Genomic DNA, 16,153 nt, shown 5'->3' with positions numbered 1-16,153 from the left:
ACGCTACTCAGCGACCGAATCCTGCATTATGGCCTGCATCTTGCTCTACCTGTATATACAGGAGCGTATAGCTACCCTGTTTCCCACCACCCTGACGTCAGGACACTCTCAATGCATGTATCGTTGCAGCTCAAACCCGGCCAACTCACCCTCGATCAATTGCGCGCCATTTACCAGTTGCAAAGCCCTTTCGAACTGGACCCGGCTGCACGCGACGTTGTCGATGCGAGTACTCGTACGGTAGACGACATTATCGCCAACCAACGCACGGTGTATGGCATCAACACGGGCTTCGGCCTGCTGGCACGGACCTCCATCGCCACCGAATCGCTGGCCAAGCTGCAACGCAACCTGCTGCTGTCGCACTGCACGGGCACCGGCCCGTTACTCGATGACGCCAGTGTCGGCCTGATCATGGCGCTCAAGGTCGGCTCCCTTGCCCGTGGTTTTTCCGGGATTCGCTGGGAAGTTATTCAGGCCCTGAGCAAGCTCTATGCCGCCAGGGTTTATCCGTGCATACCGTCACAAGGGTCCGTCGGTGCTTCGGGCGATCTGGCGCCATTGGCGCATATGTCGGCTGTGTTGATCGGTGTCGGCCGAGTGCGTCATGAAGGCCGTGAAATGGATGCCGTCGAAGGCCTGGCGATTGCCGGCCTCGAACCGATGGTACTGGGGCCGAAGGAAGGCCTGGCGCTGATCAATGGCACCCAGGTTTCGACGGCGCTGGCCTTGCGTGGTCTGTTCGCTTGCGAAAAGCTGTTCAGTGCAGCGGTAGTCGCCGGCAGCCTGAGCGTGGAAGCACTGAAAGGCTCGGACGTGCCTTTTGATCCGCGAATCCAGGCGGTTCGCGGACAACCGGGGCAAATCGACGTGGCATTGTTCTACCGCGAACTGCTGGCCACGAGCGAGATTCGTGAATCCCACCGCAACTGCGACCGGGTGCAGGACCCGTATTCGCTGCGCTGCCAGCCCCAGGTGATGGGCGCGTGCCTGGATCACATGCGTTTCGCCGCCGGGGTGTTTCTGCGTGAAGCCAACGCCGTTTCGGATAACCCGCTGGTGTTCTGTGCCGATGGAGACGTGCTCTCCGGCGGCAACTTCCACGCTGAACCGGTCGCCATGGCCGCCGATGTACTGGCCCTGGCCATTTCAGAAATCGGTGCGCTGTCTGAGCGCAGGATCGCCCAACTGGTTGATCCGGCACTCTCGGGACTGCCGGCCTTCCTGGTGCGCGAAGGCGGTTTGAATTCCGGTTTCATGATCGCTCAGGTTACCGCTGCTGCCCTCGCCTCAGAGAACAAGACCCTCGCCCATCCAGCCTCGGTGGATAGTCTGCCGACGTCGGCCAACCAGGAAGACCACGTCTCGATGGCGACCTTTGCGGCACGTCGTTTGCTGGACATGGCCGGTAACAGCAGCGCGGTAGTCGCCATCGAACTGCTGGGTGCGGCACAAGGCGTGGATTTGCATGCCCCACTGCAGACCTCGGAAAAACTCGGCGAAGTGCTGACGATGATTCGCAGAGAAGTCGCTCACTACGATGAAGACCGCTACTTCGCACCCGACATCGCCGCCGCACGGGCCTGGGTCGAAAGCGCAGCGTTCACTCGCTGGCTGCCTGCCGAACGTCTATACACCTGATGTGTACACCAAGGCTCTGTAATCCTGAGCCGAACCCGTTCGCTGCGGCGTTGCTGCGGCGAACACTTATTCTTTCGCAGCCGATGGGAAGTGCCATGCGTCGCTATTACTCAGGCCCCGATTTTCGTCGAGCACAGAGCATTGCCGAGTTGGCCGCGATGGCCCGCCAACGCTTGCCACATTTCGCCTGGGAATACCTGGAGGGTGGCGCCGAGGAAGAACTGACCTTGCGCCGCAACCGTCAGGGCTTCGCTGATATCGCCCTGTTACCACAGACCCTGGTGCCCTGCTGCGTGACCCAATCCCAGCGCTCGCTGTTTGGGCGAGCACTGCCGCTGCCCATCGCCATCGGCCCCACCGGCTACAACGCCATGCTCTATCGCGATGCCGATATTCACCTGGCTCGGGCCGCTACCGAGCTCGGCCTGCCCTTCACCCTGAGCACCGTTTCCACCAGTTCCCTGGAACAAGTGGTGGCGGCAGTGCCGGAGGTGAATCTCTGGTTCCAGCTGTATTGCCTGCGCGATCCCAAGGTCCATGAAGACCTGTTGCTACGCGCCAGCGCCGTGGGTTGCACGACCTTGTTGTTGACCAGCGATGCCGTGCTGCTGGGCAATCGGGAGTGGGATAAACGCAACTTTATCCGCCCCCGGCAACTGAGCCTGCGCAACAAGCTCGACGTGTTGAATCATCCACGCTGGATGGCCCAGGCGCTGTGGCCCCATGGCCTGCCGAACCTGGGCAACATCGAACGTTATCTGCCCGTCGAGCAACGCAACATCGAAGGTGCCGCCCATTTCATCGGCAGCCAGATGGACACCGGGCTCGATTGGGATGCCCTCGCCCGACTGCGCGACCGCTGGCCACAACGGCTGCTGCTCAAAGGGGTGTTGCACCCGGCCGATGCCGAGAAAGCCGTTGCGCTGGGCCTCGACGGGCTGGTGGTGAGCAATCACGGTGGCCGGCAACTGGACGGTGTTCCCGCCAGCATCGACTGCCTGCCGGCGATTGCCGCCGTGGCCAAAGGCAAGCTGACGCTACTGCTCGACAGCGGCGTGCGCCGTGGCACCGACATACTCAAAGCCTGCGCCCTGGGTGCCGATGCAGTTTTACTCGGGCGCGCTACTTTGTATGGAGTGGCTGTCGGCGGACAAGCAGGTGCCCGCCATGCCCTCGACCTGCTCGCTCAAGAGCTGCGCCTAGCCCTGTCATTACTCGGTACGCCGGACCTGAACCAGCTCGACCGTCGCCAACTGTGCGCGACGCCTTCCACTTCCTTCACCGTGAGTTGAACCGATGAACGATCTGCAACAGACCCTAGAACAATTGCGCCAGGCGCTGGGTGATGCCGCGGTGGTGACCGGTGCCGATATCAGTCAACGGCACTACAGCGACTGGACCGGCCATGCACCGGCCTGCCCTGCCGCGCTGTTGCTGCCGCGCACCACGGAGCAGGTCGCAAGCGCCTTGCGCATCTGCAATGACGCAGGGCAATCGGTGGTACCCCAAGGCGGAATGACCGGTTTGGCGGGTGGGGCAGTGCCTCGCGAGACGGACATTGCCCTGTCCCTTGAGCGTCTGCGCGGCATTGAAGAAATCGACCCGGCGGCGGCGACCATCAGCGTCTGGGCCGGCACTACGCTGGAGGAGATCCAGCAAGCGGTTCTCGCGGCTGGTTTTGTGTTCCCGCTGGATCTCGGCGCTCGGGGTTCATGCCAGATTGGCGGCAACATCGCCACCAATGCTGGCGGCAATGCGGTGATCCGCTATGGCATGACCCGTGACCTGGTACTCGGGCTGGAGGTGGTGCTGGCCGATGGTCGGGTACTCAACCTGCTCAACAAAATGATCAAGAACAACTGCGGTTATGACCTGAAACAGTGCTTCATCGGCAGCGAAGGCACCCTTGGGGTGATCACCTGTGCGGTATTGAAACTGGCCCCGACACCCGGCGAAACCACCACCCTGCTCTGCGCCCTGCCCGATTACCCCAGTGCCGTCAGCCTGCTGCGCCGGGTGCAACGCAGCGTGGGGACTCCGCAAGCCTATGAACTGATGTGGCAAGACTTCTTCCGCCTGGGAGTTTCCTGGCTGGAAAACCCGACACCCCCGATGTCGCTCGATCATCCGCTGTATGTATTGCTCGAGTCAGCCAGCCCTCGGAACCTGCTTGAAGAGACGCTGGAGGAGGCCGTTGCCGCCGGTGAAGTGGTTGACGCGGTACTGGCCAGTTCCCAGACCCAGGCCAGGGCACTCTGGAAGATCCGTGAAGCGACCGGCGAATTCCCCCTGCGCATGACCCCGTTGAACTTCGACGTCAGCCTGCCCATCGGCTTGATCGGCGACTTCGTCGAACGCTGTCGCCAACGCCTTGAGCAACGTTGGCCGGGAAACCACAGTGTGTATTTCGGCCACATCGGTGACAGCAACCTGCACCTGACCGTCGACTGCGCCTCCTTGCCCCAACCCGCCCCCCTCCTTGAGGTCGAAGAGCTGGTTTACAGCGCGGTCGGCGAACTGGGCGGCTCGGTCTCGGCCGAACATGGCATCGGCCTGCTCAAGCGCGAGTTTCTCCATTACTCGGTCAGCCTCGAGGCTCGCGAGGCGATGCAGCAACTCAAGGATTGCTTCGACCCCAAGGGCATTCTCAATCCGGGAAAAATCCTCGGTTGAGCACTTATTCAAGCTGTATATACCGCTGTGGCACGTTAACTGCTGTAGCGGTAATGAATCACCCGCAACACATAACTAGAACCAACACACACCATAAGCATCGCTGTACCTGACGAAGGAGTTACACCATGCAACTCGATTCTCTGTTCAGTAAAAAATTCAACGGCCTGTGCATCGCTTTGGCCCTGGCTGGCGCCTGTATGGCGGCCCAGGCTGACCAACTGGCCGATGTGAAAAAGGCCGGTGAACTGGTGGTGGGCACCGAACTGCAATTTGCACCTTTCGACTTCACCGAGAACGGTAAACAGAAAGGCCTGAACTCCGAACTGTTCGATCAGTTGGGCAAAGAGTTGGGCGTCAAGGTCAGGTTCATGGACCTGCCATGGCCAAGTGTATTGCCAGGGCTGGAAGCCAAGAAATTCGACATCGTCGCAGGGCCTATCATCGTGACTAAAGCACGCAAGGAGCGTTACCACTTCCTCATGCCGATAGCCGAGGCAACCGTAGCGTTGCTGGTCAGCGCCAAGGACAGCCCCATCAATAAGCCCGAAGACATTGCCGGCAAAGTCGTGGGCGCAGGCAAAGGCTCGGCGCAGCTCGAAGAGCTGAAAACCTTCGCCGCCACCCTGCCGAAAAAAGTCGATGTGCGTGAATACATCGACAACAACCAGGCCTACGCAGAGCTTGGGACCAAGCGCATCGTTGCGGTCGCCAACTCTCTGCCGAACATTACCTACGTCGCCGCGCAACACCCGGACAAGTACAAAGTGGTGATGCCTCCGTTCGGCAAGAAATCCTACTTCGCCTACCTGGGGCGCAAGGATGACGACGCCAACAGCCTGATCGCTGCACTCGATGCCGCCATGCTGAAAATGCACGATGACGGCCGTCTCGCAGCCCTGCAAAAGAAATGGCTGGGTGCCGAAATGGATGTGCCAAAAGCTGACTTCGAGCCTACCTGGTAAACAAAGTCTGGGGGATCGATGAACGGATCGCCGGCTCAGCCGAGCCGGTGATTTATCCATGTTGGAGGCACGACGATGTTCGATTGGCCTTTACTGCTGCAAAACCTGCCGCTGCTGCTGGACAGCCTGCTGGTGACCCTGGAGATTTCCGTCGCGGCACTGGCCATTGGCTTTGTCATCGGCGTTATCGTCGGCAGCCTGCGTCTGTCGCCCCTGCCGTTGCTCAGACGCCTGGGTGGCGCTTATATATTCGTGTTCCGCGGCATTCCACTGCTGGTGCAATTGCTGTTCATTTATTACTTCCTGCCGCGTATCGGCCTGCCCAACGTTTCACCCATGGTGGCGGCGGTGATCGGCCTGTCCCTGGCGGCGGGAGCGTACATCGCAGAAATCATGCGCGGTGGTTTTCTCGCCATTCCCGGCGGTCAACTCGAAGCCGCCGGCCTGCTGGGGCTGAGCTCAGGACAAATGCTGGTGCGCATTCGTGTCCCTCAAGCCGTGCGCCTGACCCTGCCGGCACTGGTCAATGAAATGATCCTGCTGATCAAGGCGTCGTCACTGGTCTCAGTGGTGGGGCTGGCCGACCTGACCCGCACAGCGCAGAACATCGCGGCCAGTGACTACATGTTCGTTCAGGACTACCTGATGCTGGCTGGCTTCTATTGCCTGATCAACATCCCGCTGGCGTTCTTCGGCGGCCTGCTGGAACGCCATCTGAAGGAGCGCACCGCATGATCTTTGACCCCACGATCATCACCGACCACCTCGGCGACATCGGCGAAGGCTTCATGGTCACCCTCGGTACCTGGTCCACGGGTGTGGTGCTGGGTCTGCTGTTGGGCCTATTGATTGCCGTCGCCCAACTGTTCGGTAACAGCCTGGTTCGCGCGCCGTTGCGGGTATTCATCGAGATGATTCGAAGTACGCCGTTTCTGGTCCAGTTGTTCCTGGTGTACTACGGCGGCCCGTCTTTCGGGTTGAGCCTGGACCCCATTCCGGCGGGCATTCTTGGTTTGGGCATTTATGGCAGCGTTTATTTCGCGGAAATTTTCCGTACCGGTTTTGAGTCCGTAGCCCGAGGACAACTGGAAGCCGCCGACTGCCTGGGCATCAGCCGCCTGCAATGCATCGTGCGCATTCAGATTCCGCAAATGCTGGTGATCATCCTGCCGGCGCTGGTCAATCTGATCACCATTTTGTGCAAGGAAACCGCCGTGCTGTCGATTATCACCATCCCCGAACTGACCATGGTCCTGACCGGCATTGGCTCGGAAACCTTCGCCTTCGTCGAAACCCTGCTGGTGCTATGCATCGGCTACCTGCTGCTGGTGGAAGCCTGTTCACGGATGGGCATGCTGCTGGAAGTGCGCGTCGGGCGATTCATGCAGAAGCAGCCGCGATGAAAGGCCCCCTTTCTGCCGCCGCGGACCTGCGCACGAACTCCGCCCCTTCGACGCCAATAGGCCCGCAACCATCATCCGTATTGAAACAATCAGGTGAAGCGATGAAGACTTCCAAGGCACTCTCCGACAACAGCGAGCCGATGCTGAAACTGCACAACGTCGGCAAGAGCTTCGGCAATCTGCGTGTACTCAAGGGTATCGACTTGCAGGTCCGGCATTCTGAAGTGGTGTGCCTGATCGGCCCTTCCGGCTCAGGCAAAAGCACCCTGCTGCGCAGCATGGCGTTCCTTGAGGAATACGACGAGGGCGAGATTTATATCGAAGGCCAGTTACTGGGCTGGGTGCCGGAAAACGGCAAGGGCCGCAAGCGCGCGGCACAGTCGCAAATCAATCTGGTGCGGCGCAATGTCGGCATGGTCTTCCAGCAGTTCAATTTGTGGCCGCACATGACCGCCCTTGGCAATGTGAGTGAAGCCTTGTTGCGCGTGCGCAAGTTATCCGCCGATGACGCCCGGCAACGAGCCATGGCGATGCTGGATAAAGTCGGGCTGGCCCACAAGGCGGCGGCCTATCCGGCGCAACTGTCCGGTGGTCAGCAACAGCGCGTGGCAATCGCCCGGGCGCTGGCAATGGAGCCGCACATCATGCTGTTCGATGAACCCACTTCTGCCCTCGACCCGGAACTGGTCGGCGAAGTGCTGCAGGTCATGAAGACCCTGGCCAAGGAAGGCATGACCATGGTGGTGGTCACCCATGAAATGGGCTTCGCCGCCCAGGTTGCCGATTCGGTGGTGTTTCTCGATCAGGGTCAGGTGGTCGCTCACGGCACGCCCCACGAAATCTTTCACAACGCCGAACAGCCGCGTCTGCAGCAATTTTTGCAGAACTACCTGGATCGCAATGCCTTCTGGCAAGACACCAAAGAGGTCAGCCCTGTATGAATGCCAACGATCTGAATCTGTTAGCCCGCGCCGAAGTACGTGACCTGGCCAGCTACAACGCCGGCCTCGGCTCGGATGCGGTGCGCAAGCGCTTCGGCCTGACCCGCGTTGCCAAACTGGGCAGCAATGAAAACCCGATGGGCCCGGCACCCGCCGTTACCGCCGCAATTGCCAAGGCCTGCAGTGAAATTGCGCTGTACCCTGATGCCGGTTGCCAGGCATTACGCGCCGCACTGTCGAAAAAACTCGACGTACCGGAAGATCACTTGGTGTTCGGCAATGGCTCGGAAGATTTGCTGAGCGTCATCAGTCGGGTATTTTTGGACCACGACGATGAAGTCGTCACCGTGGTACCGTCCTTCGGCTTGCACTTTATCTACCCAATGGCAGCCGGTGCCCGGGTGGTAGGCGTACCGTTGACCGCCGAAGGCACCTTCGACGTGGCGGCGATGGTCGCCGCACTCACGCCACGCACGCGCTTGCTGATGTTTTCCTGCCCGTCCAATCCGGTGGGCTGCACCCTGAGCGCCGACGAGTTGCAGCAGTTGCTCGACGCATTGCCCGCACAGTGTTTGCTGGTGTTCGATGAGGCCTATTATGAATACGCCCGACAGGAGGCCGACTATCCGGATTGCCTGGGCTTGATTCAGGCCTGCGGCAAACCGTTTGTCCTGCTGCGGACCTTCTCCAAGGCTTATTCCCTGGCGGGTTTGCGCGTTGGCTACGGTATCGTCAGCGATCCGCTGCTGGCCGATCTGATCAACCGTCTGCGCACGCCCTTCAACGTTAACCGCGTGGCACAGGCCGCGGCGGTTGCGGCGCTGGCCGACGACGAACATCTGCAAGCCTGCCTTTCCCATGTCGCCAGCGAACGCCGGCGACTGGCGATCGCTCTGCAGGAACAAGGCATCTCGACCGCACCGTCCATGGCCAATTTCCTGTACTTCATCACCCCTTATCCTGCCGAAGTGATCAATCAGGCGCTGTTACGTGAGGGGGTGATCATCAAACCCTGGCGCGAAGCCGGATACGCTAATCACTTGCGGGTATCTATTGGAAGCTGTGAGGATAACGACCTTTTTCTGACAGCCTTGGCAAGCGTGCTTGCCGTACAAGAGACGCGGACCGACTAATGATGAAAAATGCACCGCAGGCGCTCTATCGGCGCGCGAAGGATTTTGTGCAAGGCCAGCTTCGCGCGGGTGTCTGGAAACCCGGCGACCTGATCCCTTCAGAGAACCGTTTGGTGCAGGAACTGGGCATGTCGCGCATGACCGTCAACCGGGCATTGCGTGAACTGACCGAAGAGGGTCATCTGGTGCGAATCTCGGGCGTCGGCACCTTCGTGGCCGAAAGCAAACCGCAATCGAATCTGCTGCGAATCACCAACATCGCCGACGAGATCATTGCCCGGGGTCACAGCTACACGTGCCGCGTCCTGCACCTGGGACGCGAAGCGGCCTCGATGCCGGTGGCCGCCGCACTGGCGCTGGCCACCGGCTCCTCGGTTTTTCATCTGATCTGTGTGCATTGCGAGGAAGGCGTACCGGTGCAACTCGAGGATCGTTACGTCAATCCCGAGTTGGTACCGGAATTTCTTCAGCAAGACTTTGGTGAGCACCTGCAACCGGCAAGGTACCTGTTGCAGGTGATCAGGCCCGATGAAATGGAACATATCGTCGAAGCCAGCCACCCCAGCAGCGATGAAGCCAAACACATGCAAATCGATGCCAATGAACCCTGCCTGGTCCTCATGCGCCGAACCTGGAGTCAGAGCAAAATCGTCACCTATGTGCGCCTGATCCATCCCTCCTCACGCTATCGACTGGGCAGTCGCATGCCGGTGAATGGAGCGCACAGAGACAGTTGAGCCCTGACGAAAACTTTTTTCCTCGACTCAGCGGCGAGTAATCAACCCTTGCCGGGCGACACGGATCAGTTGTTTGATCACTTGCGGGGCATCCTCGATGCAGGGCGACTGGATCACCGCCAGATCGAAACTGTCGCTGGCAAACCGAGCCAGCGACTCACCGTCCTCGACAAACTGGATCAGGAAGGCTGCAGGGCCACCGGCACGACGTGGCCAGCCATCGAGATAACGCAAGAGCGTCGGCTGATGTTTACCGCCAAGCAGGATTTTTGGATTGCGCTGGGTGAGATGTGCCGTGATCGGCGCGGGGCGTACAACGGGGCTTAGTGCATTCATCGTGTCGTGTCTCTGCCTCAAAAGTCTGCATGGCAGGTGAGAGGCAACACCGAACCAGCGCTTTAGCGGTATTTCGAAGCCTGTTTCAAGCTTCTATAGGCAACTGGATGAGTCACCTGGCGCCCCGCAAGTAGCTGTTTAAATCGGCGCATGAGCAGCATCCTAGAGAAGCTGACTGGACAGTGTCAAGAATCCCGAGCAACAAAAAAGGCCCGAACAATGCGGGCCTTTTTGTTGAGCCAGTGAGGTTACCCTGCGATGGCGCGGTCGACAGACAGCTTGCCGGCACCTTCAACCAATACCGCAATACTGCCACCCAGCAGGGCCAAGGCGAATTCAAAACCGTTGTTAGCCAAGAACAGCCCGTTATGGATGTGCACCGAGAGGATGGCTACCACCGAGAGAAAGATGAGCCCCAGTGCAGCCGGGCGGACCAACAAACCGATGATCAAGGCCAGGCCGGCGAAGAACTCCGTGCCACCCGCCAGCGTTGCCATCAGATACCCGGGTGTCAAGCCGACGCTCTCCATGTACTGCGCGGTGCCCGCCAAGCCGTAACCACCAAACGCGCCGAACAGTTTCTGCGAGCCGTGGGCAGCGAAGATGATGCCGACGCAGATCCGCAGAACAGTCAGGCCGTAGCCAGCGCGGGTAAACAATACCTTGTTGATCAGTGAGCTCATGCTGTGTCATCCATTTTGAGTTGAGAGTGGGTTGGCCGCTATATTAATCAGTAAACCAAATGTTAAAAGCGCGATTTTTCCGCAATAATAATCAGTTTAGTCGATCATTTCCGTGAGGCAACTTTCTGCCCCTGGGGCTCCAACGACTCCCGCTCCCGATCGAACGCCAGGTAATACTTGTTCACGCTATTAACATAGCTGACAGGTCCCATTCCCACCTGCTCCATGGCGATGCGCTCGACCTGGAAGAACCATTGATTGGGATTCAACCCACGCCGCCGTGCTTCGGCGCGCATGCCCTGAACCCGCTCCGGTCCGATGTTGTAAGCCGCCAGCACAAATGCCATGCGCTCACGTTCGTTGAGTTTAGGGCTGGCGAAAAACTTGCGGCGGATCATCGCCAGGTACTTGGCCCCGGCCTGCACATTGGCGTCGAGGTTCTGAATGTTATTGATCCCTACCCGTTGGGCGGCGGACGGGGTGATCTGCATCAGGCCAGTGGGACCGCTACCGTTGCTGGCGCTGGGTTGCAAAGCGGTTTCCTTGAACGCCAGTGCCGCCAGGTTCAGCCAGTCCATGCCTTGAGCATCGGCGTGTTTCTGCAGCACCGGTCGAAGTTGTTCCAAACGCTGGCGATCAGCCTTGGCCAATGGATAGTGAACTTGATACAGGCGTCGATAGATCCGCAGGAAAGCGGCATCCTGATCCGATGGATTTTTGTAGCCTATGAGGAAGCGATCGATGCTCGCCCGCAGCATTGAGGCATCGCGGCGCACGAACCAGAATTCTTCACCCGGATCATTGATGAGCACCTGCCGATCGAAACGCAAGTTGGGCAGGATCTTGCCCCAACGCTCGGCAATCGGTTGCTCGACGATGGTCAGGTGAAAAATCCCGCCCTGGACCATCTCCAGAACGTCTTCGACCGCCAGGGTGGGGTCAACCCACTCGATCTTCACCGGTGGCAATTTATGCAGGGCGAGCTTCTGATTGATCTGACTGACCGCATCCCCGGCAGCACTGCCAGTGGGTAATGCCAGGGTTTTGCCAGAGAGTTGTTCGAGACGGGTATAGCGCTTCTCACCTTTGATCCCGACCAATAGCAGCGGAATGTTGCTGGCAACCGGTTCACTGGTGCTGACGGCATAGCCCGAATGCAGATCGAGCAGTTCCCCCGGCGCAACCAGATCACCCTCCCCGCGCTGCAATGCACCGAGCAGTTGATCCTTGGCTTTGGGAATGATCTTGAGGGTGATTTCCTGACCGTCACGGGCGTGACCGTTGAGGTATTGCTCGAAGGCGCGCAGGCGATGGTATTCGACGCCGATGGCCTGGCCCTGGACTTCGCCGGAACTGTTGCGGCTCTGATTGACCAGCACCCGCAGCACGCGGCTGCTGCGGATGTCCGCCAGATCGCGCACCTTGGTTGACGGCACGGCTTGCAGCGGTCCGGCCAGACGTGCAACCGCCGGCATCGGCAGCAGCAACGAACAACACAACAGTAGCAAAACCGAGGGACGTGTCATCCACTCTCCGGAAAGAATACTGGGGTCGATTTCAACATTTTGGTGAAATCGAACGACAGAAACAGAGCGCCTTGAGCGCTGGCAAAGTGCGAAAGACTGGCACGGTGATGGCACGCTGGCCAACCCGACCTGTCTCGCGGCATCAAGAGACAGCTTTAACTCGTTGTAGTTCTTGGTTTTTCTTATAAATCTACAGCTCTGATATGCTTTCCGGCCTTTGGTCCGAGGTAGCACCATGCAACTCATCGATATCGGCGTCAACCTGACCAACCCCAGTTTTGCCGACAAACACCAGGCGGTACTCGACCGCGCCTATGCGGCCGGTGTCTGCCAATTGGTGCTCACAGGCACCAGCGTCGAGGGCAGCGAACAGGCACTGGAATTGTGCCAGCAACTGGATGAAACGGCGCAACGGCTGTTCGCCACCGCTGGCATTCACCCCCATTCGGCCAGCGACTGGAACGCCGACAGCGCCCAGCGTCTGCGCAGTTTGCTCAAGGAGCCGAACGTGATGGCCGTGGGTGAATGCGGGCTGGACTTCAACCGCGATTTCTCGCCGCGTCCGCAGCAGGAAAAGGTCCTGGAAGAACATCTGGCGATGGCGGTCGAGTTGCAATTGCCGGTGTTCCTTCACGAGCGCGATGCCAGTCAACGACTGCTGGAAATCCTTCGTGATTTCCGTGATCAGCTGCCTGCTGCCGTCGTGCACTGCTTCACCGGCGAAAAAAAGGCGCTGTTCAGTTACCTCGATCTGGATCTGCACATTGGCATCACCGGCTGGATCTGCGACGAGCGCCGAGGCACGCACCTGCACCCGTTGGTGAAAGAGATCAAACGGGGTCGGTTGATGCTGGAGAGTGATGCGCCGTATCTGCTGCCGCGCAGTCTGCGGCCCAAACCGAAAAATGGCCGAAACGAACCGGCCTTCCTCACCGAAGTATTACGTGAAGTGGCGTTGCATCGTGGGGAAAGCGAGGAAGAACTGGCGGCGCACAGCACCGCGTGCGCGCGGGCGTTTTTCGGGTTGCCAGTGGTCGACTGAGGCAGTCGTAATTGTAGGAGCGAGCTTGCTCGCGATGGTCGCTAACGATAACGCGTGTTTTCTGGATATACGCGGTGGTTTGGCGTCAATCGCGAGCAAGCTCGCTCCTACAATTGATCGAATCAGTCTTAATGACTGTTGCGCATCATCTCTTTAGGGACGTACTTACCGATTTCGAATTTGCCGATCGCTGCGCGGTGCACCTCATCCGGGCCGTCAGCCAGGCGCAGGGTGCGCTGCATCGCATACATGTAGGCCAGCGGGAAATCGTTGGACACCCCGGCCCCGCCATGAATCTGGATCGCCCGGTCGATAACCCGCAGGGCGACGTTCGGTGCCACGACCTTGATCTGCGCGATTTCGCTCTTCGCCACTTTGTTGCCGACGGTGTCCATCATGTAGGCCGCTTTCAACGTCAGCAGCCGCGCCATGTCGATCTCCATCCGCGAGTCGGCAATCTTGTCGATGTTACCGCCCAGACGTGCCAACGGTTTGCCGAACGCCGTACGGTTCACCGAACGTTTGCACATCAGTTCCAGCGCGCGCTCGGCCATCCCGATCGAACGCATGCAGTGGTGAATCCGGCCTGGGCCAAGACGACCTTGAGCGATTTCGAAGCCGCGTCCTTCACCCAATAGCACGTTTTCGTACGGCACTCGTACATTCTCGAACAGCACTTCGGCGTGGCCGTGCGGCGCATCGTCATAACCGAACACCGGCAACGGACGAACGATCTTGACGCCCGGCGCATCCACCGGCACCAGAATCATTGAGTGCTGCGCATGGCGTGGCGCATCGGGATTGCTCAGGCCCATGAAGATCAGGATCTTGCAGCGTGGATCACAGGCGCCGGAGGTCCACCATTTCTTGCCGTTGATGACCCACTCATCACCCTCGCGAACGGCACGGGCGGCCATGTTAGTGGCGTCGGAGGACGCCACGTCCGGCTCGGTCATTGCGAACGCCGAGCGGATCTCACCGCGCAACAACGGTTCGAGCCAGCGCTGTTTCTGCTCTTCGTTGGCGTAGCGCACCAGCACTTCCATGTTGCCGGTGTCTGGCGCCGAGCAGTTGAACGGCTCGGGGCCCAGCAACGAGCGGCCCATGATTTCTGCCAGTGGCGCGTACTCAAGGTTGGTCAGCCCGGCGCCGAGCTCGGACTCAGGCAGAAACAAATTCCACAGGCCTTCAGCCTTGGCCTTGAGTTTGAGTTCTTCCATGATTGCGGTCGGCTGCCAGCGATCGCCCTCGGCGACCTGACGTTCGAACACGGCTTCGGCGGGATAAACGTAGGTATCCATGAACGCGGTCACGCGCTCACGCAGTTCTTGCACCTTGGGCGAATAAGCGAAATCCATGGCAGCTCTACCTTTTTAACTGACAGTTCAGAGGTGTTGTTCAGGTCATGCAATCGATGCTAGAACAGCTATGAAAATTTACCTAGCCTATTCTCGGCGTGTATTAACATTCATCACCGATATATGATCGGATGATTGAGAGCCCAACAATAAGAGTGCAGCGCAATGAATCTGAGCAAGGTCGACCTCAACCTTTTCATCGTCTTCGACGCGATCTACACCGAAGCCAACCTGACCCGCGCCGGACAAATTGTCGGCATTACCCAGCCTGCGGTGTCGAACGCCCTGGCTCGTTTGCGCGAAACCTTCAACGACCCGTTGTTCGTGCGCACCGCCCAAGGCATGGTGCCGACACCGATGGCCCAGAACATCATCGGCCCGGTGCGCAACGCCCTCTCATTACTGCGGGTATCAGTGCAGGAAAGCCGCATCTTCAACCCGTTGCAGGCGGTGAAGACCTACCGCATCAGCATGACCGACCTCACCGAAGCGATCATTCTGCCGCCGCTGTTCCAGCGCCTGCGCCGCCTGGCGCCGACGGTGATCATCGAGAGCTTCCTGTCCAAGCGCCGCGAGACCACCAAGGAACTGGCGGCAGGGCGTCTCGACTTCGCCGTGGATGCCCCCCTCAACACGGACCCGCAGGTGCGTCACGTCAAGTTGATGGAAGACCGCTACGTATGTGCCATGCGCAAGGGGCATCCGCTGGCGGGCAAAGAAAAATTCAGCCTCGATGATTATCTGTCCCTGACCCACATTCATATCTCCAGCCGCCGCAGTGGTCTGGGCCATGTCGACCTGGCGCTTGGAAAAATGGGCATTCAACGCAAGATCGCCCTGCGCTCCCAGCATTACTTGATGGCATCCCAGGTGTTGCAACAGACCGACATGGTCATGACAGTGCCGGAACGCTTCGCCCGGCGTAATGATTTGCACGCCTTCAGCCTGCCGGTCAACGATGTACCCCCCGTTGAAACCCACCTCTACTGGCACGAAAGCACTGACCAGGATCCGGCCAACCGCTGGATGCGCGAGCAGATGATCGAGCTGTGCCAGCAGGTGACGGCACATGAGAAGAAACTCGATAAGGTGTAGGACTTCGGACCGCATCATCGTTCATCGCGAGCAGGCTCGCTCCCACATTGGATCTACAGCGCTCAGATGACCTGTGGGAGCGAGCCTGCTCGCGATGAGGCCGGCAATAACACCGAGGAATCATGCCCCTTGACGTAAACGTCAACCTGACATTAGCTTAGCGCCATGACCTTATTCGAGCGCGCCCATGAGCAGCCAGACCTACAGCATTTCCGACCTAGCCCGCGAGCTCGACATCACCACCCGAGCCATTCGCTTTTATGAAGAGCAAGGCCTGCTCAGCCCGGAGCGGCGCGGCCAGGAACGCATCTATTCGCCCCGCGACAAGGTCAGCCTGAAGCTGATCCTGCGGGGCAAGCGTATCGGCTTTTCGCTGGCCGAATGCCGTGAGCTGATCGAACTCTACGACCCCACCGGCGGCAATCAAAAGCAGCTGCAAACCATGTTGAACAAGATCGCCGAGCGCCGCGAACAGCTGGAGCAACAGATGCTCGACATCGAGCAGATGAAGCTGGAACTGGACACCGCGCAGGAGCGCTGCGTCCAGGCGCTGGAGCAGACGATCAAAAACCTGTAGGAGCGAGCTTGCTCCTACAAGGGGTTTCTCAGTCTTCAAACTA

Annotated in this window: 16 protein-coding genes; 12 read left to right on the top strand and 4 right to left on the bottom strand. The window is 59.3% G+C overall.

All coding sequences use genetic code 11. The features are described 5' to 3' along the window. The first annotated feature begins 111 nt into the window (after positions 1-111). From hutH to hutC, 9 genes are all read left to right on the top strand, one after another. Complete coding sequence (gene hutH / locus AC1MDT_RS02785; RefSeq protein ID WP_480420588.1) at positions 112-1,641, top strand: histidine ammonia-lyase; 1,530 nt, start codon at positions 112-114, stop codon at positions 1,639-1,641. A 95-nt stretch (positions 1,642-1,736) separates the two neighbouring features. Next, on the top strand, positions 1,737-2,933 hold the full coding sequence (locus tag AC1MDT_RS02780; protein WP_480420587.1) for an alpha-hydroxy acid oxidase: 1,197 nt from the start codon (positions 1,737-1,739) through the stop codon (positions 2,931-2,933). Between the two features lie 4 nt (positions 2,934-2,937). Then, positions 2,938-4,314 (top strand): FAD-binding oxidoreductase, encoded by a 1,377-nt coding sequence (locus tag AC1MDT_RS02775; RefSeq protein ID WP_480420586.1) that lies wholly within the window; start codon positions 2,938-2,940, stop codon positions 4,312-4,314. 128 nt (positions 4,315-4,442) lie between these two features. Next, complete coding sequence (locus AC1MDT_RS02770; protein WP_480420585.1) at positions 4,443-5,279, top strand: transporter substrate-binding domain-containing protein; 837 nt, start codon at positions 4,443-4,445, stop codon at positions 5,277-5,279. Positions 5,280-5,354: 75 nt separating this feature from the next. Next, positions 5,355-6,014 carry an amino acid ABC transporter permease gene (locus AC1MDT_RS02765; protein WP_090322620.1) on the top strand — a complete coding sequence of 220 codons (660 nt, stop codon included), beginning with the start codon at positions 5,355-5,357 and terminating at the stop codon, positions 6,012-6,014. Further along, entirely contained in the window at positions 6,011-6,682 is a 672-nt protein-coding gene (locus AC1MDT_RS02760; RefSeq protein WP_480420584.1) for an amino acid ABC transporter permease, read from the top strand. The genes AC1MDT_RS02765 and AC1MDT_RS02760 overlap by 4 nt, the downstream gene beginning before the upstream one ends. Positions 6,683-6,822: 140 nt before the next feature. Further along, on the top strand, positions 6,823-7,623 hold the full coding sequence (locus tag AC1MDT_RS02755) for an amino acid ABC transporter ATP-binding protein (RefSeq protein WP_480422687.1): 801 nt from the start codon (positions 6,823-6,825) through the stop codon (positions 7,621-7,623). After that, positions 7,620-8,756 carry a histidinol-phosphate transaminase gene (hisC, locus tag AC1MDT_RS02750; RefSeq protein ID WP_480420583.1) on the top strand — a complete coding sequence of 379 codons (1,137 nt, stop codon included), beginning with the start codon at positions 7,620-7,622 and terminating at the stop codon, positions 8,754-8,756. The genes AC1MDT_RS02755 and hisC overlap by 4 nt, the downstream gene beginning before the upstream one ends. Then, a complete protein-coding gene (gene hutC / locus AC1MDT_RS02745) occupies positions 8,756-9,493 on the top strand; it encodes a histidine utilization repressor (protein ID WP_480420582.1) in 738 nt (245 codons plus the stop codon). The genes hisC and hutC overlap by 1 nt, the downstream gene beginning before the upstream one ends. A 27-nt stretch (positions 9,494-9,520) precedes the next feature. On the opposite strand, the gene AC1MDT_RS02740 is transcribed toward hutC, so the two are convergent. The 3 genes from AC1MDT_RS02740 to AC1MDT_RS02730 form a co-directional block, all read right to left on the bottom strand. Further along, entirely contained in the window at positions 9,521-9,829 is a 309-nt protein-coding gene (locus AC1MDT_RS02740) for a class I SAM-dependent methyltransferase (protein WP_480420581.1), read from the bottom strand. A 248-nt stretch (positions 9,830-10,077) separates the two neighbouring features. Further along, positions 10,078-10,512, bottom strand: a complete 435-nt coding sequence (locus tag AC1MDT_RS02735) for a DoxX family protein (RefSeq protein WP_480420580.1) — start codon at positions 10,510-10,512, stop codon at positions 10,078-10,080. Positions 10,513-10,616: 104 nt separating this feature from the next. Next, positions 10,617-12,038 carry an MltF family protein gene (locus tag AC1MDT_RS02730; protein ID WP_480420578.1) on the bottom strand — a complete coding sequence of 474 codons (1,422 nt, stop codon included), beginning with the start codon at positions 12,036-12,038 and terminating at the stop codon, positions 10,617-10,619. 235 nt (positions 12,039-12,273) lie between these two features. Between AC1MDT_RS02730 and AC1MDT_RS02725 the strand changes: the two genes are divergently transcribed. Beyond that, positions 12,274-13,080 carry a TatD family hydrolase gene (locus AC1MDT_RS02725; RefSeq protein WP_480420577.1) on the top strand — a complete coding sequence of 269 codons (807 nt, stop codon included), beginning with the start codon at positions 12,274-12,276 and terminating at the stop codon, positions 13,078-13,080. Between the two features lie 128 nt (positions 13,081-13,208). Here AC1MDT_RS02725 and AC1MDT_RS02720 read toward each other — a convergent pair whose 3' ends face one another. Further along, the gene (locus AC1MDT_RS02720; RefSeq protein ID WP_414909315.1) at positions 13,209-14,438 is read right to left on the bottom strand and encodes an acyl-CoA dehydrogenase; all 1,230 of its coding nucleotides are present in this window, start codon (positions 14,436-14,438) and stop codon (positions 13,209-13,211) included. A gap of 165 nt (positions 14,439-14,603) precedes the next feature. On the opposite strand from AC1MDT_RS02720, the gene AC1MDT_RS02715 reads away from it, so the two are divergent. Then, positions 14,604-15,533 (top strand): LysR family transcriptional regulator, encoded by a 930-nt coding sequence (locus AC1MDT_RS02715; RefSeq protein ID WP_414909316.1) that lies wholly within the window; start codon positions 14,604-14,606, stop codon positions 15,531-15,533. Positions 15,534-15,720: 187 nt separating this feature from the next. Further along, on the top strand, positions 15,721-16,110 hold the full coding sequence (locus tag AC1MDT_RS02710; protein ID WP_480420576.1) for a MerR family transcriptional regulator: 390 nt from the start codon (positions 15,721-15,723) through the stop codon (positions 16,108-16,110). The last annotated feature ends 43 nt before the right edge of the window (positions 16,111-16,153 follow it).

The sequence above is a fragment of the Pseudomonas sp. ASL7 genome (assembly GCF_056680375.1).
Note: the sequence above shows the minus strand (reverse complement) of the source record. Positions and strands in the feature narration are given on the sequence as shown.